The following is a 23,854-nucleotide window of genomic DNA, read 5'->3' on the forward strand; positions in this document are numbered from 1 at the left end:
AATAATCAGTCGTGAGGAGAAGAGCGGGTTTATACCGTTCTTCTCTTACTTTTGAAAGGGGATTTTGACATGAACCGAACTGAACAGGAAGTATATAACCATGTCGAGCCAATTGCCAAAGAAAATGATTTAAAGCTAGTTGAAGTTTCCTACGTAAAGGAAGGACCTGATTTCTTCTTGCGCGTTTACCTAGACAAAAAAGGCGGTATTACACTCGATGATTGTGCAGCATTTTCGGAAATAATCAGTGCGAAACTTGATGACTTGGACATCGTTCAAGGGGCCTATTATTTAGATGTGTCGTCTCCTGGTGCAGAACGTCCGATTAAAGATGATGAGGACTTAGAACTCACTTTAGAAAAAGGTATTTATATCAAAACTTATCAACAAATCGACGGTGAAAAAGAGTGGACTGGTGTCTTAAAAGAATACGATGACAAGTCTGTGACTATTGAATACAAAGTGAAAACTCGTAAGAAAACCATCACCGTAGAACGTGAAAAAATTGCAACGATTAGAAAAGCTGTACTGATTTAGAATGGAGGAAAATTGAGTGAATAAAGAATTGATCAATGCGGTTGAATATATCCATAAGGAAAAGAATATCCCAATGGAAGTCTTAGTGGATGCGATTGAAGCTGCTTTAATTACCGCTTATAAAAAGAATTACGCTGACCATAAAAATGTCTCGATCGATTTAAATATGGAATCTGGAAGTTATAGAGTGATTTCTAGAAAAGATGTTGTTGAAGAAGTAATGGACCCAACAGCAGAAATTGATCTCTTAACTGCAAGAGAATACAACCCAGCATATGAAGTCGGCGACCCGTTTGATGAAGACGTGACGCCTAAGGACTTTAATCGCGTTGGTGCACAGGCAGCGAAACAAGCAGTCATGCAGCGTATTAGAGATGCTGAACGCAGTATTCTATACGATGAGTTTATCGACAAAGAAGATGAAGTCTTAACTGGCTTAATCGATAGAGTCGACCACCGCTTTGTGTATATTCAACTAGGGAAGACAGATGCGGTATTAGCTGAATCTGAGCGCATGCCAAATGAGTCTTATATTCCAAATGAGCGTATTAAAGTTTACGTTAATAAGGTGGAACAAACGACTAAAGGGCCACAAATCTTCGTATCTAGAACGCATCCGAATCTATTAAAGCGACTATTTGAAGATGAAGTTCCTGAAATCTTTGATGGTACAGTAGAGGTTATGAGTGTTGCTCGTGAAGCGGGTGAGCGTTCGAAGATTAGTGTCCATGCAGAGAACCCAGATGTTGATGCTGTCGGGTCTTGTGTTGGTTCACGCGGTGCGCGTGTAGAAGCGATTGTGGATGAACTTCACGGTGAAAAAATTGACATCGTCTTATGGGATGAAGATCCTAAAGTATTTGTGAAAAATGCTTTAAGTCCTTCTCAAGTTGTCAGTGTGACTGTAGATGAGGAAAACAAATCAACTGTAGTTGTTGTTCCGGATCACCAACTATCATTAGCGATTGGTAAGAAAGGTCAAAATGCACGTCTTGCTGCGAAACTGACGGGCTGGAAAATTGACATTAAAAGTGAATCTGATGCTGAGGCAGAAAGCATCGAAAACGACTAGAGGTGTATACAATGGCACGGAAAATTCCGATGAGAAAATGTATCTTAACGAATGAAATGCATCCTAAAAATGATTTAATCCGCGTCGTTAAAACGAAAGAAGGCGAAGTTTTCGCTGATGCTACAGGTAAGAAAAATGGCCGAGGTAGCTATGTCGTTAAAGATTTAGAAAAAGTTAATAAAGCGAGAGAGAAAAAAGCTTTAGAAAAAGCGCTGGGTAAAGATACAGAAACTTTAAATCCGGTCTATGATGAAATTATCCGTTTGATCTATAGAGAGGATATTCCGAAGCGATGAACGATAAAATACTAAATTATGTCGGTCTAGCAACAGGCGCTAACAAGACAATCAATGGAGAAGAAAAAACACTTGAAGCGGTCAAGTCAAACAAAGCTGCCCTTGTGTTTTTAGCTTCTGATGCGGGTAAGAGTACAAGTAAGAGAATGAATGATAAGTGTAAGAGTTACAATGTCACAATCATTGATAAGTATACAAACGAAGAGCTCTCTAAAGCGACGGGTGCCTATAACCGCGTTGTTCTTGCCATTACCGACCATGGTTTTGCACGAAAGATTAAAGAGCTCTCATAGAAGGGATTGGTTCAATGAGTAAAACTAGAATTCATGAATATGCCAAAGAAATTGGCTTATCAAGTAAAGAGGTCATCGACTTCTTAGTATCACAAAATGTCGAGGTTAAGAGTCATATGTCTTCAATCGAAGACGATGTCTTAGTAATGCTTGATAAGAAATTTAAAAACAAAGAATCAAACACATCTAAAGAAACTAAGCCAAACAACAAAGAAAACAAACCAAAGCAAAAACAAAATAACCAGAAACAAAATAACCAGAAACAAAATAACCAGAAACAAAATAACCAGAAACAAAATAACCAGAAACAAAATAACAAAGGCAAACAACAAAAAGCTAAAGATAACAATAAGAATCAAAAACCCGCTAAAAAAGAATCATCCAAAAAAGAAGCGCCTAAACAAGAGGAAGCGGATAGTAAGCATTTCACTTATGAAGAAGGTATCACAGTCGGAGAGCTTGCCGAGAAAATCAATGTAGACCCTTCTAAAATTGTTAAAGACCTCTTCATGCTTGGTATTGTGACAAACATTAATCAATCACTTGACCAAGATTCAGTTGAAATTGTAGCTGAAAACTACGGCTACACTTCAGAGCTTACAGTTGAAGTCGATGATAGTGATCTGACAAACTTCTTCCATTTAGAGGAAGAAAACTTAGACGAAGAACGTCCAAGTGTAGTTACAATCATGGGGCACGTTGACCATGGTAAAACGACTTTACTGGACTCCATTAGAGATACGAAAGTAACAGCAGGTGAAGCTGGTGGGATTACTCAGCACGTCGGAGCCTACCAAATCGAACATGAGAATAAGAAAATTACTTTCTTAGATACACCAGGACACGCAGCGTTCACTACAATGCGTGCGCGCGGTGCACAGGTAACGGACTTAACAGTACTTGTAGTGGCTGCAGATGATGGTGTAATGCCACAAACTATTGAAGCAATTAACCACGCTAAGGCAGCAGAAGTACCAATTATTGTTGCAGTAAACAAAGTTGATAAACCAACTGCTAACCCTGACCGTGTCATGACAGAACTTGGTGAACATGGTCTATACCCAGAGGACTGGGGCGGTGACACAATCTTCGTTCAATTATCAGCACTAACTGGTGATGGAATTGATGACTTATTAGAAATGATTAACCTTGTTTCTGAAGTGTCGGAACTTAGAACAACGAGTGATATGCCAGCAGTCGGTACTGTAATCGACGCAGAATTAGACAAATCTCGTGGACCTGCAGCAAGTTTACTTGTACAACATGGTACTTTAAAAGTGGGCGACTCTATTGTTGTCGGCTCAACTTATGGTAAGGTCCGTGCAATGGTAAGTGACACAGGTCAGCGTATTAAGTCCGCTGGTCCATCTGTACCTGTTGAAATTACAGGTATCAATGATGTCCCTGAAGCAGGCGATCGTTTTGTAGTCTTTAAAGATGATAAGAAAGCGCGCCAAATCGGTGAAGCGCGTCACGAGGATAAGATTATGCGTGACCGTGAAGTCAATCAGAAAGTGTCTCTAGATAATCTGTTTGAACAGATGAAAGAGGGCGAAATGAAAGACTTAAACGTTATCATCAAAGGTGACGCTCAAGGATCTGTAGAGGCACTAGCTGCATCACTTATGAAGATTGATGTTGAAGGTGTCAATGTACGTATCATTCACACAGGTGTTGGTGCGATAAACGAATCTGACGTCACTTTAGCAAATGCATCAAGTGCGATTATTATCGGTTTCAATGTTCGTCCTGATGTCAACGCGAAACGTGCAGCAGAACAGAACCAAATCGATATGAGACTACACCGTATCATCTACAAAGTAATCGAAGAAATCGAGTCAGCAATGAAAGGAATGCTAGACCCTGAATACGAAGAACAAGTTATTGGTAATGTCGAAGTTCGTGAAATCTTTAAAGTATCTAAAGTGGGTACCATTGCAGGTGCTTATGTAACAGATGGTAAGATTACACGTGATAGCGGCGTGAGAGTAATTCGTGATAGCATCGTTATCTTTGAAGGCGAACTCGACACACTGAAACGTTTTAAAGATGATGCCAAAGAAGTGACTGCAGGATATGAATGTGGTCTGACAATTAAGAACTTCAACGATATCAAAGAAGGCGACCAAATAGAGCCATTCATTATGGTAGAGATTGAGAGGAAATAATATGTCACAAAGAAATGAAAGAATTGCAGAAGAAATAAAAAAAGTACTCAGTGAAGAAATCCGCACAACAGTGACAGAGAAAGAACCTGACATTGGTATGGTGACAATCACAGAAGTCGAAGTCACTAAGGAAAACGAATTAGCGACAGTATATTTCACTGCCCTTAACAATAATAAAGAATTCGTCCAAGAGACGCTTGATAAGTTTAATGGCTTATTTAGAAAAACTGTAGCGTCAAACATTCGTTTAAGAAAAGCACCCGAAATTCAATTTAAGTATGATAATTCAATTGAATACGGTCAGAGAATTGAGTCACTCTTAAGCGATATTAAGAAGCGAGACGAATAATTTTAAAGTGCCGCAGCCGGTGGATCGGCTGCGGCTATCTTTTTATGGAGGAAACCTTATGGCAAACCAAAAACATGGTGTTGTGGTGGTGGACAAACCGAGCGGTATGACTTCTCATGATGTCGTCTTCAAGATGCGTAAAGTCCTGAAGACAAAACGTGTTGGTCACACAGGAACACTCGATCCAGATGTCACTGGTGTCTTACCAATCGTAGTGGGTGATGCCACTAAGCTCACTGAGATCTTACAAATGAGAGACAAGCGCTATAGTGCAACAGTTACATTAGGAATCGCAACAGATACTGAAGATGCATCAGGGAATGTTACCTCACGTCAAGCGGTAGGTGAAAACATCAGTATTGACACAGTCAACGAGGCGATTCAATCATTCATTGGTGGTTATAGCCAAATGGTACCTATGTACAGCTCAGTCAAAGTCAACGGAAGAAAACTTTATGATTACGCGAGAAATGGCGAAATTGTTGACCGTCCTGTAAAAGATATCTACATCGAGGACATAAAATTGACTTCTGACATTAGAAAGGATTCGAGTACTTTATCTTTTGATATTGATGTGAAGTGTTCTAAAGGAACCTACATTAGAACACTTGCATTTGATATTGGTAAAGCGCTTGGCTATCCTGCACACATGTCTTATTTGAGGCGGACGGCTTCTTGTGGATTTTCCCTTGATGATGCGACCCCACTTCAGGATTTAATTAAAAATCCTGAGGCAGTTAATGTTATCCCGGTTATTAAGATTTTAGATGATCAAGTTCATTTTGATATTAGTGACGACCAAGCTTTACAATTTAAAGTCACTAACGGGCAAAAATTGGTCAAAAGTGATATATTAAATGTGCTAGGTTTAACTGAACTCGACACGGTTTTATTTACGCATCAGAACGTGCCGATTGGCATCTACAAAACTCACGTAGATAAGCCGGATCAGCTTAAGCCATTTAAAATGTTTAGTAACTTATGGGGGACTTATGGAAATATTTAGATTGCACTATCCAAATGAGCAAGACTTATCTTCAATAGAGCTATCGGCAGCGGCGATTGGATTTTTTGATGGTTTACACCGTGGACACCTTGATGTCATTAATACTATGAAGGGCATTGCTGAAGAAAAAGGCCTAAAAAAAACGGTCATTACCTTTGATCCGCATCCGTCGGTTGTCTTAGATCCGACACGCCAGCGTACAACTTATCTCACACCGATCGATGTGAAGATTAAAAAACTTGAAGCACTAGATATCGACTACCTATTCATCATCAACTTCTCAAGTGCTTTTGCCGGTCTAGATAAAGATTTCTTTATTCAGGAATACATTATCAATACACAAGTAAAAGAAGTCATTTCTGGATTCGATTATACTTATGGTAAAAAAGGTAGCGGCACAGTCGAAGATTTAAAACAGTATACTGAGTTCAACACGACAGTCGTTGACAAACTTGATTTTGATGGTGAAAAAGTATCAACGACAAAAATTCGTGAGTATTTGGAAACAAAAGCGCTCGCTAAAGCGAATCAAGCACTCGGCCGCGCTTACGATATCGAGGGCATTGTCGTACAAGGAGAAAAGCGCGGCCGGACCATCGGCTTTCCAACTGCGAATATTGAACCGAACTATCGTTACTTCATGCCGGCGAACGGTTCCTATGCAGTGACGATGACGATTGATAACGATGACAATGTTTATAAGGGCGTTGCAAGTGTAGGTGTCAAACCCACTTTCCACGACAACGCACGTCTAACGACAGAAGTCTATCTCTTTGATTTCAATAAAGATATCTACGGTGAAAACGTCACAATACATTGGCACCATTTCGTTCGTGATGAAGAAAAATTTGATGGTATCGAACCGTTAATAGAAGCAATCGATTCAGATGCCAAGATTGCACGCGAACTGCTGAGCGATATTTAACTCAAGGTGACTTTCGAAAAGGATGGGTTTTTATCGAAAGAATACTTGAACTTAGAGTAGAAAAATTGTATAATACTACGAGTACCTTATCTTGGCATTGTTGAAACTCCGACGCATGCTCGGATATTGGTGAATATAATTTTATTAGGAGGAATTTTCATGGCAATTTCAAAAGAAAGAAAAAATGAATTAATCGAAGAATACCGCGTACACGAATCAGATACAGGATCTCCTGAGGTTCAAATTGCAGTATTAACTGAAGAAATCAACACATTAAACGAACACTTACGTTTCCACAAGAAAGACCACCACTCAAGACGTGGACTTCTTAAAATGGTAGGTCGTCGTAAACACCTACTTACGTACCTACGTAATAAAGACGTTTCTAGATACCGTGAATTAATCGGTAAATTAGGCATCCGTCGTTAATTTTAATTGTGAATATTCATCCCCTCTCTGTCTGAGAGGGGATTTTTGTTTGTGGTTTTGTGACGGTTACGATAAAAGGGGAAATCGCGGCGCTGTGGCGGTGACAGTGACGTAAAAAGGGAGGATCACGCCACTGTGGATCTGACAGCGGTCCGCTAGCAGATTATCGGCTCCCTGTGGATCTGACAGGGGTCCGCTAGCAAATTATCGGCTCCCTGTGGATCTGACAGGGGTCCGCTAGCAAATTATCGGCTCCCTGTGGATCTGACAGTGGTCCGCTAGCAAATTATCGGCTCCCTGTGGATCTCACAGCGACCCGCTAGCAGAATATCAGCTCCCTGTGGATCTGACAGCGGTCCGCTAGCAGAATATCGGCTCTCTGTGGATCTGAAAGCGACCCGCCAACGTAATATCAGCTCTCTGTAACGACCACAGTGACCCAATAATACAATATCAATCTAAATTATAGCGATATGTCACAACACACCAACCCCTTTTTATATATATATTTGTAAAAAAAAATGATATGATAACTATAAGTGCCAAGCTAAGGAGAGAAAACAAATTATGAATGAACAAAATAAACAAGTTTTTGAAACGACGTGGGGCGGCCGACCACTAAAAGTTGAGTATGGTGAAATGGCTAAGCAGGCAAATGGATCTGTGTTGGTACGTTACGGAGATACAGTTGTACTCTCTACGGCGACGGCTTCTAAGGAACCTAAGGATATTGGATTTTTCCCACTTACTGTAGGTTACGAAGAGAAATTATATGCTGCTGGTAAGATACCAGGTGGCTTTAATAAACGTGAGGGACGTCCGAGTGAGGATGCAACGTTAACGAGTCGTTTGATTGACAGACCGATTCGTCCACTATTCCCGGATGGTTATAGACATGATGTTCAAGTCATTTCGATTGTTTTATCTGTCGATAATGACGCATCTCCACAGATGGCAGCGATGCTAGGGTCTTCTATGGCCTTAAGCGTATCTGATATTCCATTTGATGGGCCGATTGCTGGTGTAACGGTTGGCTTAATCGATGGGGAATTTATTATTAACCCGACAGCAGAACAGATGGAAAAATCTGAGTTAGAGCTTCAAGTAGCAGGGACTAAACATGCGGTCAACATGGTAGAGGCTGCTGCCGAGGAAGTACCTGAAGATGTCATGTTAAAAGCGATTCTCTTCGGACATGAAAACATTAAGGAACTTGTTCAATTCCAAGAAGAAGCGATTGCACAAGTTCAACCTGAAAAACGTGAAGTCATTGTTCACGAAATTGATGCGGACTTCCGTACGAAGATTACAGCTGAAATTGAAGCGATGGGACTTTACGCTAAGATCCAAGAAAACGATAAGCAAACGCGTGAAGCAAACATTTCAGAAGTTAAACAAGACATCATTGCAACACTTGATGAAGAAGCGGAAGACTACGAGGCTCAAGTTCAAGATGTTTCTGCGATTTTTGATGATCTCGTTAAGGCTGAAGTACGTCGATTAATTACAGATGAAAAAGTGCGTCCGGATGGTCGTGAGCCAGCTGAAATTCGTCCGCTTTCTTCTAATGTAGGCCTGTTACCACGTGCACATGGTTCGGCTTTATTTACACGTGGTCAAACCCAAGCCTTATCCGTTGCCACACTTGGTGGTTTAGGAGAACACCAAATCATTGATGGTTTAGGCACAGAAGAGAACAAACGCTATATGCACCACTACAACTTCCCGAATTTCTCGGTAGGTGAAACTGGACCGATTCGTGGACCTGGCCGTCGTGAGATTGGTCACGGTGCCTTAGGTGAACGTGCATTATTACAAGTTATTCCTTCAGAAGAGGAATTCCCGTATACAATCCGTGTCGTATCTGAAGTATTAGAATCCAATGGTTCATCATCTCAAGCATCAATCTGTGGTTCAACACTTGCACTAATGGATGCAGGTGTACCGCTTAAAGCACCGGTTGCAGGTATTGCAATGGGGCTTGTTAAGAAAGGTGAAAACTACACAATTCTATCTGATATTCAAGGTATGGAAGATGCTCTAGGTGACATGGACTTTAAAGTTGCAGGTACACCTAAAGGAATCACTGCCATTCAAATGGATATTAAGATTGATGGATTAAGTGAAGCGATTCTTCAAGAAGCACTTGAACAAGCACGTCTTGGTCGTCAGCACATTTTAGATCATATGCTAGCAACAATTGACAAACCGCGTACTGAGCTATCAGCATATGCGCCGAAAATTGAAGTCATGCATATTAAACCTGCTAAAATCCGTGACGTGATTGGACCAGGTGGTAAGAAAATTAACGAAATTATCGATGAGACAGGCGTTAAGCTCGACATCGAGCAAGATGGGACGGTATTTATCGGTGCAAGTGATCAGGAAGCCATCAAGAAAGCCCGTGCCATTATCGAAGATATTGTCAGAGAAGCTGAAGTTGGGGAAATTTATAACGGTGAAGTGCGCCGTATTGAGAAGTTTGGTGCCTTCGTTCAACTCTTCCCAGGTAAAGATGCACTCGTTCACATTTCTCAACTTGATACAACACGTGTCAACAAGGTTGAAGATGTCGTTAAAGTGGGGGATAAAATCCTCGTTAAGGTAACGAATATCGATAACCAAGGTCGTGTTAACGCTTCACGTAAAGAGTTATTAGAATCAAACAATGAAGAAGACAAATAAATTGCCGAAAGAAATTGGAGGACAACACTGTGAAAAAAAAGCAAAATGATGCACATGTGAAAATCGTTCCTCTCGGCGGCGTTGGAGAAATTGCGAAGAACATGTACATTGTTGAAGTTGACAACGACATGTTTATTCTCGATGCAGGATTGATGTTTCCGGAAGATGAGATGCTTGGTATCGACATTGTCATCCCGGACATCTCCTATGTTCTAGAGAACAAAGATCGTCTTAAAGCGATTTTTGTTACACATGGGCACGAGGATTCAATCGGCGCAATTCCATATATTATCCAAGACTTAAACGTGCCAATCTATGGTTCACGTTTAACAATTGCATTAATTAAAGAACGTCTGAAAGAGAAGAACGTTAAAAAGAAAGTTAAATTTTACGCTATCAATAGCGAATCTGTTATGAAATTTGGGCAGACGAATGTGGAGTTCTTTGAAACTTCTCATAGCATCCCGGACTCATACGGTATTAGTATGAACACACCATATGGCTCGATTGTCTATACAGGTGAATTTAAGTTCGACCAGAGCTTAACAGGAAACTATGACTATAATATGGCGAAGATGTATGCCCTAAGTCAAAAGAATAAGACACTCGCTTTAATCAGTGACTCTACTGAAGCTGAGAAAATGGGCTACAATACGGCTGAGAACATTATCGAAGAGCACATTCTCGATAACTTCCAAAAGTCTAAAAAGCGTATTATCGTGTCATGCTACGCTTCGAACTTTGTTCGCATTCAACAAGTTTTAACAAATGCTGCCAAAGTTAACCGTAAAGTTTCCTTCCTTGGACGTACATTAGAATCATCGTTTAAGGTTGCTAGAAAACTGGGTTACTTCGACATTCCAGAAGGCTTACTTGTGCCAAGCCATGAAATTAAAGACTATCCGGATAATGAACTCGTCATTATCGCTACAGGTTCACAAGGTGAGCCAATAGAAGCACTAGGTAAAATGTCACGTGGACAACATGAAGTGACCAACATTAAAGAAGGCGATGAAGTATACATTTTAACGACACCTTCTTCTAGTATGGAAGTCGTTCTATACTCTACTCAAAACGAACTTGTTAAAGCAGGTGCGACAATTAAGTCACCTGAATCAAGAATTCATGCCTCAGGACATGGTTTAGCTGAAGAATTAAAAATGATGCTAAACGTCTTTAAACCGGAATATTTCGTTCCTGTTCAAGGCGAATTCAAAAACCAAATTGCCCATGCCCGTCTTGCAACAGAGACAGGGGTAAAGGCAGAAAATATATTCCTACTTGAAAAAGGTGACGTCGTTCAGTACGACGGTACGAAGATGTATTCTAAAGATAAGGTTGAAGCAGGCAATGTATTAATCGATGGTAGCGGTGTTGGCGACGTTGGTAACATCGTCTTACGTGACCGTAGACTTCTTAGTGAGGACGGTATCTTTATTGCTGTTGTCACAATTGACCGTCAGACACGTCAAATTATTGCAGGACCTGAAATTCAATCACGTGGATTTGTCTACGTCAAAGAATCTGAAGAATTATTAAAAGAAGCGGCTGGCCGCGTTGGTGGTATTGTTGAAGAAAACATTAGCGCCGGTAAGATTGAATGGAGCGTCTTAAAACAAAATATCAGAGACGACCTCGGAAAATTCTTATACGATGAAACGAAACGCCGTCCAATGATAATTCCAATCATTTCTGAAATATAATAAAGTTAGATCCAACGGAGATATGAGGTTATCCTAATATCTCCGTTGTTATAATTATTCTGTTAATAAAGGTGGTTAACCATGGCGACCAAAAGAAAGCGCACCACAAAGAAGAAAAAGAATGATAAAAAAACATACTATGCTAGTTTTTCATTAATACTTATTATCCTACTTATCATTACGGTGTTTAGCCTAGGTGTCGTCGGTGAATATTTAGATGCAGGATTCAATTATTTATTCGGCTCGAGTCGATACTTTACTTACTTCGTACTCCTATTCGCAGCCTTTTATCTTGCGACAAACTTAAAATTCCCATTCACGAAACGCATGTTTGGCTACACCCTAATGCAATTCGGACTCTTATTTTTCCTACATTCCATCCTGTACCTAACAAATCGAGCACTTACAGACAGCTACTATGGCTTCCAAGAAATTCTCGAATTAACAAGAGCTTCGGGCTTTGAATTTACAGGCGGTGGCGTGATCGGTCAGACACTTTTCAACTTCTCATCAACAGGAATCAGCTTCTTTGGCACACTCTTAATCAGCTTGATCTTTATCTATTTAAGCCTGATTATTGTGCGTAATAAGAGCATTGAAGAATCACTAAGAAATGATTTCACCTTTGTCATTAAAGGACTGACAGCTATCGGTGCAGGCATTGCCTCATTATTTAGCATAATCAATGAGAAAATTAAAAATAGACCGGCTAAAGAGAAGAAAACCAGTACTGGAAAAACGGCCCCTGTCATTGAAGAAGCGAACGCCGAAGCACCCTTACCAAAAAGAAAAAACAAAAAACGTGAGGCGAGATTTAATCAGACGGATGAATCAGCAAAAGAAGAAGTTTCGGATACAGACTACGAGGAGACTTATATCGAACCAGAAGTCTATGCATCCGATGAGCTCGTCAGTGAAGAACCTGAAACCAAAGACGAAGTTGGACGAGCTGATTCAGAATCTGGTTTAACAATAGAAGAGGAAATTAGTGAGAAAAAAGAAATAGAATATGAAGATGATGATGCGGATCCCCTTCACGATATTCCAGAAGGCGAAGTCGGTGATGATGAGTTTGAGGAATTTGACGCAGAAGAGTTAAGAGAACTGAATGCCTACAAACTTCCACCAATCGATATTTTAAATGACGCTGAACAGACTGCTAAAGTCAGTAATAAGGAAGTTATTCAGCAAGGTAAAGTGCTGGAAGAGACGCTTAAAAACTTTGGCGTCAATGCGAAAGTTTCTAAGATTAGAATTGGCCCGGCAGTGACACAGTTTGAAATTCAGCCAGATATCGGTGTCAAAGTTTCCAAAATTATTAACCTTCAAAATGATATCGCCCTGAGTTTAGCTGCAAAAGACATACGTATTGAGGCACCAATACCGGGTAAATCAGCTGTTGGTATTGAAGTGCCAAACTCTGTTGTCAGTATGGTGACCTTAAGAGAAGTCATTAAGAGAAGATCATCCGACAATCCACTTGAGGTTGCCCTCGGCAAAGATATTTCTGGTGCGCCGATTATGGCAGAGTTAAATAAAATGCCGCACTTACTTGTTGCTGGGTCAACAGGAAGTGGTAAATCAGTATGTATTAACGGCATTATAGTCAGTATCTTACTCAATGCTAAACCGCATGAGGTAAAACTGATGATGATTGATCCGAAAATGGTAGAGTTAAATGTCTATAACGGCATTCCTCACCTCTTAGCACCTGTAGTGACTAATCCACAAAAGGCGAGCGATGCCTTAAATAGAATCGTGAGTGAAATGGAAAGACGTTACGATTTATTTAGTCACTCTAATACAAGAAACATCGAAGCTTACAACCAGTATCTAGAACGGACTGCTGATAATCCGAAAAAGGTACAAAAATTACCGTACATTGTTGTCATCGTCGATGAGCTCGCTGACCTCATGATGGTCGCTTCAAAAGATGTAGAAGCATCGATTACTCGTATTGCTCAGATGGCTAGGGCTGCAGGTATTCACCTTATCATCGCAACACAAAGACCATCAGTTGACGTTATTACTGGTATAATTAAAGCAAACATTCCGTCCCGCATCGCATTTGCAGTCAGCTCTCAAACAGACTCACGCACAATCATTGACTCTATGGGCGCAGAAAAACTGCTCGGTCGCGGTGACATGCTCTTCTTACCATCAGGCCGCTCTAAGCCATTACGTGTTCAAGGGGCCTTCCTAGATGATGAAGAGGTCACAGATATAGTAGAATTTATAACAGAGCAGATGAAAGCAAACTATGAGAAATCTGTCATCATGAATCAAAAACAAGCAGAAAAATCAGAAGTTGAATCCGATGATGACCTATATCCAGATGCGAAGTGGTTCGTCATCGAAGAACAACGCGCGTCTGCCAGTCTATTACAACGCCAGTTCAGAGTCGGATATAACCGCGCCGCACGCCTCGTTGATGACTTAGAGGCTAACGGTGTAATCGGACCTGCGAGCGGGTCGAAACCACGGAGTGTCCTGATTGAAAACCATGAAGATTAGTTAGGAGTTTTTCTTATGCAAGGTGTAGAGAAAAAAATTATTAATAATGTACCCATCGTAAAGATATATACCGAAAAGTTTAAGACAGTTGTCGTCAGCATCTACTTCCGTACGCCACTGACTGAACAAGGGGCAACAACAAGGAGTTTACTCAGTCGTATGATGGTCAAAAGAACAAGTGAACATCCGACTAATGCCAAACTGCTTGAGTACTTAGCTGAGCATTACGGTGCACACTTAACTTCTAACGTCATTAAGAAGGGTAGTGACCACCTATTAAAAGTGTCAATTGAATTTGTAAACGATAAGTTTATTCTTGAAGATATGGATATGCTTGGTGATATTACAGCACTCTTAAAAGATGTGTTGTATTCACCGTTCTCTTATAGTGAGGAAGATCAGGCATTTTTCGATAGAGAGAAGCGACTTTTAAAAAATCGTCTGACGAGCATGAAGGATAACTATGCCCAACGTGCCTTTGAGTCTCTCTTAGAGACTATGTTTGATGATGAGCCGTACCGGATTTTATCATTTGGGGATATTGAAGTCTTAGAACAATTAACGCTAGATGATGTTAAAGCAGCTCATGCTGATATGATGGCTAACAACGACATGTCAATTCTAGTTGCCGGTAAAGTGGATGATAAGATATTTGATGCCTTAGCGAACGTTCATCAATTAGAAGAACCTAAGCTCTATCCTTATAAAGGCTACCCAATACAAGCACCTGGGGACGTGAAGTACAAGACGACAGAAAGCCGTATTGAACAAGCGAAAGCTAACCTAGGCTTTAGGGTACTGTATTCTGAACCTGGTGATGTCATGGCATTGAATGTCTTCAACCAATTGTTTGGCGGTTCTGCTTCATCACTTTTATTTACGAATATTCGTGAGAAGATGAGCTTAGCATATTCCATCCATTCACAAGTGGATATTAAAAATGGTTATCTCTTTGTTCTAGCAGGGGTAGATAACGACAATATCAAGGTCTTTGAAGATGCAGTTAAACGAGAACTTGATCGCGTTTTAGATGGTGATTTTGATGAGCGCTTCGTCGAAGAAATCAAGCGTAATATGTTATCTTCAAGAAAAGAGTCCATGGATAAGCCGAGAGGCTTGATCTCTTTAAATTATAATCGCTTACTGAGAGATCAATCGACGACTAAAGAAGTTAAAGAATGGACTGAACAATTAAAAGCAGTCACTAAGGCAGATATCATAAACCTTGCTACTAAGATTAAACTGGACACAGTATATACGCTGAAAGGCGGTAATAATGATGACTAAGTATACAAAAACATACTATGAACACGTTGATGAAACCGTCTATAAACAGGTAATGGATAACGGTTTACAGGTGTATATTATCGACAAGTCAGGTTATAACAAAAAGTTTGCAACGTATACAACTAAATATGGTTCGACTGATAATCACTTTAAGTCAGGTGATAAGGTTTACAATGTGCCAGACGGTATCGCTCACTTTTTAGAACATAAGATGTTCGACAAAGAATCAGGTGACGTCTTTACGAAGTTTTCTGAAATGGGTGCCAGTGCCAATGCCTTTACTTCAGTGGACCGGACATCATATTTATTCAGTGCTACGGAAAATTTTGAAGAGAACTTAACGCTCTTGATGAACATGGTTGAAATTCCATATTTTACACCTGAAAAAGTGGATAAGGAAATTGGTATTATCAATGAAGAGATAAAGATGTACCAGGATAATCCAGGCTATAGACTCTACCATGAGACCCTAAATTCAATGTATGAAAATTCACCTGTTGCAATCGATATTGCAGGGACTTTAGAATCGATTTCTGAAATTACAGCGGAACACTTATACTTATGCCATGAGACATTTTATGCACCGGATAATATGGTCATGATTTTAGCAGGAGATTTCGATATCGAAGCAACGTTTAACTTTATCGAAACGCATCAAAATAAACGACCGACAACAACGCCATCAAACATTGAACGCTTCCTACCAGAAGAACCTTATGGTGTGAGTTGTTATAATCAAGAAATTCAGCTGCAAGTGACCACACCAAAAGTGATGCTCGGTTTTAAATCACTGCCGGATGATGCAGATAGTCATTTACGATCTAAACGTGATGCAGCGATGTTATTTGCCTTAGATATGGTCTTTGGCGAACAGTCTAGTTATTATGAGGATCTTTTAGAACGCGGCATTATAGATGATTCCTTTAATTTCTCTTATCAAGAAGATAATCTTGTGCGTCATACTTTGATGGCTGTGGAAACTGAACATCCAGAAACATTTACACAAGAAATAATTCGCATTATTAAAGAAGTTAAAGACTCAGATTTCTTCAGCGAGAAGCGGTTGCAGAGTCAAAAGCGAGAGTTATTAGGCGATTATTTAACGAGTTTAAACTCTCCAGAATACGTTGCGAATCAGTTTACTAAGTATCTCTTTGACGGTGCGGATCTCTATGAAGTGCCGGAACTAATCAATAGCATTACCTTAGATGACTTGAAGGAATTCTTTAATAATTCTATCGATGAAATGAATGTCTCAAGCGTCATCGTGAAGCCACATGACTAAGGTTGTCATCGTCGGTGCAAGTGGTGATATCGGATCAGCGGTCCATGAGAAATTTAAAGATGCTGATGTTATCACATTTACAAAGACACAGGACTCGAAATTTCAAAGCACCCATCATTATTTAGACTTGAGTCAGCCAATTGAAACCGAAGATTTAGTGTCATACTTTCAACATATTGATGTCATCGATACATTAATTTACACTCCAGGCGAAGCGCTGTTTGAACTCATCCAAGACACAGATTTAAGTACTGTCGATAAACAGTACAATATAAATATACGTAGTTTGGTCGCTTTTATACAGACATTGCTTCCTAAGCTGAGAAAAAGTGAGCACGCATCGATTATCGTCATGTCTTCAGTATGGGGAACATACGGCTCAAGTATGGAAAGTGTTTATAGTGCCTTTAAAGGTGCACAGGAGACCTTGGTCAAATCTTTGGCCAAGGAGTTTGCACCATCAGGAATTTCAGTAAATGCTATAGCACCTGGTGTGGTCCGTGGTAGAATGACATTAAAGCTAAGTAAAGAAGACATAAAGTATATGTTAGAAGATTTGCCGCAAGGCCGTTTAATTGAGCCTGAAGAAGTGGCAGACCTCACTCTTTATTTAGCATCTAGTAAAGCACGAAGCATTACGGGAGAGGTTTTAAAAATCAACGGGGGATGGTTTACATGAATCCAACACAACCTGAATTTTATCCTGAACGTACAGTAGAAGTGTATTTAGAATATAAAAATTTAGATGACAGGCCAGGTTTACTGGGCGATATTCTAAGTCTTTTAGGTAATATTGGTCTTTCGATCAAGACGATTAACGGTGTTGAAGTTTCACAGCGCGCACTGTTGATTCGTACGGACGATATGTGGAAGTTAGAACGCTTTAAAAACATCGTCAGACACATCCATGAGATTGAAATTATAAAGATTAGAAAACCGACCATTACTGACCGTTTGACCCTACGTCATGGCCGATTCATCAAACGTGCTGAAGAAAATAAGAATATCTTTAGTTTTACACGTGATGAAATTAGTATTGTAGTTGACTTTCTAGCGATACTATTTGATATCGATGATACTTTCTTAATTGGTGTTCGCGGAATGCCAAGAGTCGGTAAGACAGAATCCGTTGTTGCTGGAAGCGTGACGGCTGGTGATAAGTGGCTGTTCCTATCTTCAACAATGTTAAAGCAGACAGAAAGAACAAGTCTACACAAGCAGGAATACGACAAAGGAAACGTCTACATCATAGACGGCGCAGTTACATCTAAGTCAACGAATAATGAACATAAACGTCTGGTCAACGAAATTATAAACTACGAGGGTACGACGGTCGTCGAACATCCTGATTTACTAATGGAAGATCCTTACTTTAAACTGACTCAAGATGATTTTGATTACATTATTGAAATACGTGAGTACGATGGTCAAGAAATTACTTATGAAAAACATAAGAAGCGTCACTGGTTTGAAAGTGACAACATGGACTTTTTCTAATTGGAGCTAAAGATTATGAAACTAGGGACTTACTTAAAAAATAAAAGGGAAAAATCCGGCATCACTTTAAGAGAGATGGAAAGTGGCTCAGGTATTAAAAAATCAGTCATCTTAATTATCGAAGCGGGTGATTTATCAAAACTCCCTGAACCGAAGCACACCAAACATCTTATTAGAAAGTATGCTGATTACGTAAAACTCGATGCTGATATGCTCTTTGAGCGTTTTAGTGATGAGCTTCCGAAAGCGACAACAGATCAGCAGAAGAGAAATCAAAAAGAAGATCAGGACTTTAAATACTTAAAGAAAATTTTAATCGGTTTTATTACGATGATCTTAGTCTTGTTTGTTGTCTGGCTTGTACTTTTGCAAATCGGTTCTGAAGGTGACCTCTTTGAAACTAAACGGGTCTATGAAACAGACTCTGAAGTTATTGATGACATTGCTGCATCAAATGAAGAAGAGGCGACCGAAGCACCAGAAGAAGAAGCTGAATCTGAAGAACCCAAAGGAGAAACAGATGAAGAAGAAACAGAGGAAACAAGCGAGGAAGAAACAGAAGAATCGCCGACAACCGATGTGAGTTTTGTCAATCGTGAAGGTAATACCTTGATATATAATATTACGACGAGTGACACGTTTTCAGTGGAAATCTCAGGAGATGAACCTTCTTGGGTTAGCCTAACTGATGACCTTGAAAATTCTTATCTATATGAGGAATCTGAAGGTGGCACTTTTGATATTGATCCAGAAGCGTCTGTATTAAATTTGGCACTCGGAAACTCTACGAATTTTGATGTCTCAATTGATGGTCAGCCACTCGACAATTCCTTACGTGGTGATACGGTAACAATATATTATCAATTTAACATAACGAGGGAGTGACAAAATGAATATACCTAATTGGTTGACTGTGTTTCGAGTCATCCTTATTCCAGTCTTCTTAATCTTTGCCTTAGTCGATTTCGGTTTTGGCAATACGACCTTCCTCGGTGGGGGAGTTATACGCATTGAACAGCTCATTGCAGCTATAACCTTTGTCGTTGCCGCATTGACTGACTTTTTAGATGGTTACTTAGCCCGTAAATGGAATCTCATTACCAACATGGGGAAATTTTTAGACCCACTTGCCGACAAACTCCTCGTCACGACTGGTTTAATTGTCCTGGTTGAATGGCATGTTATTTCATCCTGGATTGCAGTTGTCATCATCGCACGTGAATTTGCAGTCACAGGTTTAAGACTCTTACAAATCGAGCAAGGCTACGTGTCAGCAGCAGGCCAGCTTGGTAAAGTGAAGACGGTCTTTCAAATGTTTGCACTAGTATTTTTACTTTTCGGTGATATTATGACAAGCTTCCTACCATTTTCACCAGGTATGGTATTAATGTACATTGCAGTCTTTTTTACAATTTTATCTGGAGTCGAATACTTTGTTAAAGGCCGGGCTGTTTTTAAGGCAGACCATAAATAAAAAATTGTCGATAAAAACATACAGAAAAGTGAAGTTTAGTAATGAATCCTGACGGTAATTAAAAAATGGTCAGCAAAAATTAAAATTTTGTATTTAAAAGCGAACATATATTCGCTTTTTTATTTTATGAGTGATATAATAAATATGAAATCACGACTGGAGGTACATTATGGACGAAAGACATAAAGCGATAGATACAGTAATTAAAAATATGGAAAAATCATTTGGTAAAGGTTCGGTAATGAAGCTAGGTGATGACGTTGGACGTAAGGTACAAACGACTTCATCAGGATCAGTTACAGTAGACAGAGCACTCGGTGTAGGCGGTTATCCGAAAGGCAGAATTATAGAAATCTACGGACCAGAATCTTCAGGTAAGACGACAGTATCCCTACACGCGATTGCAGAAGTTCAGAAAAATGGTGGCATCTGTGCCTTCATTGACGCAGAGCATGCGCTCGATCCAGAATATGCAAAGAATCTTGGTGTAGATATTGATAATTTATATATTTCACAACCAGACACAGGTGAGCAAGCACTAGAAATTACAGAAGCTTTCGTGCGAAGTGGTGCTGTAGATATGGTCGTTGTCGACTCTGTAGCAGCCCTAACACCTAGAGCTGAAATCGAAGGTGAGATGGGTGACTCTCACATGGGTCTTCAAGCCCGTCTGATGTCTCAAGCACTACGTAAACTTTCAGGTGCCATTTCTAAGTCAAATACGACTGCCTTATTCATCAACCAAGTCCGTGAGAAAATTGGTGTGATGTTCGGTAACCCAGAAACAACAACCGGCGGACGTGCCCTAAAATTCTATAGCTCAGTACGTCTTGAAGTCCGCCGTGCGGAAAGTCTTAAAGTCGGTCAAGATATCGTTGGTAACCGTACTAAGATTAAAGTTGTAAAAAATAAGGTTGCACCACCGTTTAAAGTGGCAGAAGTCGACATCATGTATGGTGAAGGTATTTCTCGCGTCGGTGAAGTGATTGACCTTGGTGTAGAAGAAGACATCATTGAAAAAAGTGGTGCTTGGTATTCTTACAATGGTGAAAGACTTGGCCAAGGTAAAGAGAATGCGAAGAATACACTAAAAGAAAACACTGAACTATACGAAGAAATCGAAAGAAAACTGCGCTCGGCACTCGGCTTTGGGGAAGATATTGAAGTCACTGAAGAAGAGGATGAGAAAGAAAGTACACTCTTTGATGAAGATGAATTAAAATAAGTTTATATAGCAATTTATTAAAAGTCGGCAAGCACGGGAAATGTAAATTCTCGTGCTTGCTTTTATGTAACATTATATTTAAAATTGTAATATATAATATTTTAATTCAACTCATATTATATTTAACACACTTTAGAACCGAGATAGGGAGGTGTTTATTGTGGACTTAATGAACATTCTCTTCATCCTAATTGGTATTATTCTAGGTGTTGTTATCGGATATTTTATTGTCAATAACATGTTGACTAAAAAGCAGCAACAAGCGAGAACATCAGCTGATCATATAATTTCAGAAGCAGAGAAAGAAGCTGACAATCTCAAGAAAGAAAAGCTGCTCGAAGCGAAGGAAGAAAACCAAAATCTGAAGGAAGCTTTCGATGATGATATGAATCGTCAACGCGCAGAGATGAAAGCATATGAAAACAGATTAATTCAACGAGAATCATCCTTAGATCGTAAAAGCGAAACGCTAGATAAGAAAGATGACTCGTTGGAACAAAAAGAAGCTAAAATTGAAGAAAAACAGCAGATGGTAGATGCCAAGGATGACGAGATTAATGAAAAAATTAGTCAACAAGAAACAGAATTATCCCGCATCTCCGGACTGACTCGTGATGAAGCGCGAGAAGAGTTGTTCTCTCAAGTAGAACAAGAACTGTCACATGATATGGCTGTAATGGTAAAAGAAAAGAAAGAAGCAATGACCCGCGATGTAGAAAAAGAAGCGCGTGAACTGCTTGCCCTAACGGCACAGCGTTACGCAGCAGAATATACAAGCGAGTCCACAGTGTCGGTAGTCAACCTACCAAATGATGAGATGAAAGGTCGCATCATCGGCCGTGAAGGTCGTAACATTAGAACACTTGAAACGCTGACTGGTGTCGATCTCATCATCGATGATACGCCAGAAGCGGTAATCTTATCAGGCTTTGATCCGATTCGTCGTCAAATTGCGAAAAGTGCCCTAGAAGCACTTGTAGAAGATGGCCGAATTCACCCAGGACGCATCGAAGAAATGGTTGATAAATCCCGTCGCAATATGGAAACTGAAATTCGCGACGCAGGTGAAGCTGCTGCATTTGAACTCGACATTCATAACTTACATCCAGAACTTTCTAAGCATTTAGGTAAGATGAAATATCGTCTAAGCTACGGACAAAACGTCCTCAAGCACTCAGTAGAAGTTGGATATCTTGCAGGTATCCTAGCAGCAGAACTCGGCGAAAACGTTGCACTCGCACGCCGTGCTGGACTACTTCATGATATCGGTAAATCCATCGACCATGAACTAGAAGGATCACACGTTGAAATCGGTGCTGAACTTGCTAAACGTTACAAGGAAAAAGACACAGTTATCAACGCAATTGAATCACACCACGGTGATGCTGAACCAACAAGCGTCATTTCAATCCTTGTTGCAGCGGCAGACGCCTTATCAGCTGCTCGTCCAGGTGCAAGACGCGAAACACTCGAGAACTATGTGAAACGTTTAGAGAAACTCGAGCATATAGCAGAAAGCTATGAAGGCGTTGAAAAAACCTTTGCAATTCAGGCCGGACGCGAAATTCGTGTCATGGTAAGTCCTGAAAATATCGATGACCTTAAAGCCCATCGATTAGCAAGAGACATTAAAAAACAAGTAGAAGATGAACTACAATATCCAGGACACATAAAAGTGACAGTTGTCCGTGAGATGAGGGCCATAGAATACGCAAAATAGTATTTAATGAATCCCCTAGACTAATTCCTAGTCTAGGGGATTTTTGTATGGTGCTTTTTACCATTTCTCAAATGAGTACTTACAATTTTGCCATTATTGTATTTGTGAGGGACTTTAGCTGAAAAACTATATTTTCCATGTATAAATAGAATTGAGGGAATACATAAATTGGAGGAAAAATGTTCTTAAATCATCGTAAGCAACCATTCGAGCTTTTACATTATACCGCCTTAGGAAAACGTCGAGCCTTGACAGAAAAAGAACAAACCGCCTTAAGAGCTAGTCATAAGGGCTTTATCGGAGAAAAGAATTACGATTTGATTTTGGATGAAACCGGCCATAGAAATATGCATATATTTCGTGATGTCTTTCTGAAAATCGGTAAAAGTTATACCCAGTTTGATAGCATCATCATCGCTGAAGATAGAATATCCCTCAATGAAATCAAAAACTACAGCGGTGAATATAGATTTGAAAATGGTAACTGGTATCGAAATCACCAGCAGATGAGTGATAATCCTTTTGTTCAAACAATGCGAGCAAAAAACAAACTTCAGCGCCTAATGACAGAGAACAACATTCAATACATTGTTGAGTCAGCCACTGTCTTTGTGAATGATGATTTTAGGTTGATTAGTGACGACGATAAAATTTGGAAGACCACCGTGTTAAGAAATTATCTTAGGACATACTTTTTAAGTCGGGGGAGTAGTTTTGTAGGAAATCGTACAAAGCAGGCAGCTGAAATAATTAAAAATGCCATGGTCGAAAATCCCTATTTGCCAAATGCTGTAGATATAAAGACGTTGAAGCTGGGTCTTTATTGTGGGGTTTGTGGGCACTTTGATTTGGAGAAGGGTCAATTCCATTTTTTGTGTGCAAATTGCGGGACGAAGGAGAGTAATAGTACCCACGTTTTACGTACCTTTAGCGATTTTAAATTCCTCTTCCCTGATGAAAAAATGACTAAGAGGAAGGTGCTGCAGCTGGCGGATCATCAGTTGTCCGATACTACCATTAAACGTTATTTAGCAAAATTTTGTACTAGAGATACAAGTGTGAAAACTGCTTGTTATAAATTTAAATTTTATGATTTTGAAGAAGCTATGACGACGATAAAGGACATAAGATATAAAGATTGGGTGAAAATTGTTGAATGATGGAGGTAGTTTGTCTTTATCGGCTCTCTGTGAAACTGACAGCGGCCCGCTAGGGATTTATCGGCTCGCTGTGAAACTGACAGCGGTCCGCTAGGGATTTATCGGCTCGGTGTGAAACTGACAGCGGCCCGCTAGCGATTTAACGGCTCGCTGTGAAACTGACAGCGGTCCGCTAGGGATTTATCGGCTCGCTGTGGAACTGACAGCGGTCCGCAAGAGTTGTATCGCA

21 protein-coding genes are annotated in these 23,854 nt (G+C 40.0%); all 21 read left to right on the forward strand.

Features of this window, described 5'->3' with window-relative positions:
* The first annotated feature begins 69 nt into the window (after positions 1–69).
* The 21 genes from rimP to H624_RS0110855 all read left to right on the forward strand — a co-directional run bounded on the left by rimP (position 70) and on the right by H624_RS0110855 (position 23,625).
* Positions 70–537: a ribosome maturation factor RimP gene (gene rimP / locus H624_RS0110755; RefSeq protein WP_026867607.1), complete on the forward strand. Its 468-nt coding sequence runs from the start codon at positions 70–72 to the stop codon at positions 535–537.
* Between the two features lie 16 nt (positions 538–553).
* Positions 554–1,609, forward strand: coding sequence for a transcription termination factor NusA (gene nusA / locus H624_RS0110760; protein WP_026867608.1), 1,056 nt, complete (start codon positions 554–556; stop codon positions 1,607–1,609).
* 11 nt (positions 1,610–1,620) lie between these two features.
* A complete protein-coding gene (rnpM, locus tag H624_RS0110765) occupies positions 1,621–1,905 on the forward strand; it encodes an RNase P modulator RnpM (RefSeq protein WP_035857278.1) in 285 nt (94 codons plus the stop codon).
* Positions 1,902–2,198 (forward strand): L7Ae/L30e/S12e/Gadd45 family ribosomal protein, encoded by a 297-nt coding sequence (locus tag H624_RS0110770; RefSeq protein WP_026867610.1) that lies wholly within the window; start codon positions 1,902–1,904, stop codon positions 2,196–2,198. Before rnpM ends, H624_RS0110770 begins: the two co-directional genes overlap by 4 nt.
* Positions 2,199–2,212: 14 nt before the next feature.
* Positions 2,213–4,366, forward strand: a complete 2,154-nt coding sequence (gene infB, locus H624_RS0110775; RefSeq protein ID WP_026867611.1) for a translation initiation factor IF-2 — start codon at positions 2,213–2,215, stop codon at positions 4,364–4,366.
* 1 nt (position 4,367) lies between these two features.
* Positions 4,368–4,715 (forward strand): 30S ribosome-binding factor RbfA, encoded by a 348-nt coding sequence (gene rbfA / locus H624_RS0110780; protein WP_026867612.1) that lies wholly within the window; start codon positions 4,368–4,370, stop codon positions 4,713–4,715.
* 58 nt (positions 4,716–4,773) lie between these two features.
* Positions 4,774–5,721: a tRNA pseudouridine(55) synthase TruB gene (gene truB / locus H624_RS0110785; RefSeq protein ID WP_035857280.1), complete on the forward strand. Its 948-nt coding sequence runs from the start codon at positions 4,774–4,776 to the stop codon at positions 5,719–5,721.
* A complete protein-coding gene (gene ribF / locus H624_RS0110790) occupies positions 5,708–6,646 on the forward strand; it encodes a riboflavin biosynthesis protein RibF (protein ID WP_026867614.1) in 939 nt (312 codons plus the stop codon). Before truB ends, ribF begins: the two co-directional genes overlap by 14 nt.
* A gap of 159 nt (positions 6,647–6,805) precedes the next feature.
* Positions 6,806–7,075, forward strand: coding sequence for a 30S ribosomal protein S15 (gene rpsO / locus H624_RS0110795; protein ID WP_026867615.1), 270 nt, complete (start codon positions 6,806–6,808; stop codon positions 7,073–7,075).
* Between the two features lie 567 nt (positions 7,076–7,642).
* On the forward strand, positions 7,643–9,760 hold the full coding sequence (gene pnp / locus H624_RS0110800) for a polyribonucleotide nucleotidyltransferase (RefSeq protein WP_026867616.1): 2,118 nt from the start codon (positions 7,643–7,645) through the stop codon (positions 9,758–9,760).
* Positions 9,761–9,789: 29 nt separating this feature from the next.
* Complete coding sequence (locus H624_RS0110805) at positions 9,790–11,463, forward strand: ribonuclease J (protein ID WP_035857284.1); 1,674 nt, start codon at positions 9,790–9,792, stop codon at positions 11,461–11,463.
* Between the two features lie 81 nt (positions 11,464–11,544).
* A complete protein-coding gene (locus H624_RS0110810; RefSeq protein WP_026867618.1) occupies positions 11,545–13,977 on the forward strand; it encodes an FtsK/SpoIIIE family DNA translocase in 2,433 nt (810 codons plus the stop codon).
* A gap of 15 nt (positions 13,978–13,992) precedes the next feature.
* Positions 13,993–15,264 carry an EF-P 5-aminopentanol modification-associated protein YfmF gene (yfmF, locus tag H624_RS0110815; protein WP_026867619.1) on the forward strand — a complete coding sequence of 424 codons (1,272 nt, stop codon included), beginning with the start codon at positions 13,993–13,995 and terminating at the stop codon, positions 15,262–15,264.
* Positions 15,257–16,549, forward strand: a complete 1,293-nt coding sequence (gene yfmH, locus H624_RS0110820) for an EF-P 5-aminopentanol modification-associated protein YfmH (RefSeq protein ID WP_156889188.1) — start codon at positions 15,257–15,259, stop codon at positions 16,547–16,549. The genes yfmF and yfmH overlap by 8 nt, the downstream gene beginning before the upstream one ends.
* On the forward strand, positions 16,542–17,228 hold the full coding sequence (locus H624_RS0110825) for an SDR family NAD(P)-dependent oxidoreductase (RefSeq protein ID WP_026867621.1): 687 nt from the start codon (positions 16,542–16,544) through the stop codon (positions 17,226–17,228). Before yfmH ends, H624_RS0110825 begins: the two co-directional genes overlap by 8 nt.
* Positions 17,225–18,046 carry a DUF3388 domain-containing protein gene (locus H624_RS0110830; protein WP_051220576.1) on the forward strand — a complete coding sequence of 274 codons (822 nt, stop codon included), beginning with the start codon at positions 17,225–17,227 and terminating at the stop codon, positions 18,044–18,046. The genes H624_RS0110825 and H624_RS0110830 overlap by 4 nt, the downstream gene beginning before the upstream one ends.
* A gap of 15 nt (positions 18,047–18,061) precedes the next feature.
* Positions 18,062–18,931, forward strand: a complete 870-nt coding sequence (locus H624_RS0110835; protein ID WP_026867623.1) for a helix-turn-helix domain-containing protein — start codon at positions 18,062–18,064, stop codon at positions 18,929–18,931.
* A gap of 4 nt (positions 18,932–18,935) precedes the next feature.
* Positions 18,936–19,520: a CDP-diacylglycerol--glycerol-3-phosphate 3-phosphatidyltransferase gene (gene pgsA / locus H624_RS0110840; RefSeq protein ID WP_026867624.1), complete on the forward strand. Its 585-nt coding sequence runs from the start codon at positions 18,936–18,938 to the stop codon at positions 19,518–19,520.
* Positions 19,521–19,689: 169 nt separating this feature from the next.
* Positions 19,690–20,745 (forward strand): recombinase RecA, encoded by a 1,056-nt coding sequence (recA, locus tag H624_RS0110845; protein ID WP_026867625.1) that lies wholly within the window; start codon positions 19,690–19,692, stop codon positions 20,743–20,745.
* A 169-nt stretch (positions 20,746–20,914) separates the two neighbouring features.
* Positions 20,915–22,465: a ribonuclease Y gene (rny, locus tag H624_RS0110850; protein ID WP_370545414.1), complete on the forward strand. Its 1,551-nt coding sequence runs from the start codon at positions 20,915–20,917 to the stop codon at positions 22,463–22,465.
* Positions 22,466–22,644: 179 nt separating this feature from the next.
* Entirely contained in the window at positions 22,645–23,625 is a 981-nt protein-coding gene (locus H624_RS0110855; protein ID WP_026867627.1) for a nuclease-related domain-containing protein, read from the forward strand.
* The last annotated feature ends 229 nt before the right edge of the window (positions 23,626–23,854 follow it).

The organism is Jeotgalicoccus marinus DSM 19772 (assembly GCF_000425825.1).
Taxonomy (GTDB): domain Bacteria; phylum Bacillota; class Bacilli; order Staphylococcales; family Salinicoccaceae; genus Jeotgalicoccus; species Jeotgalicoccus marinus.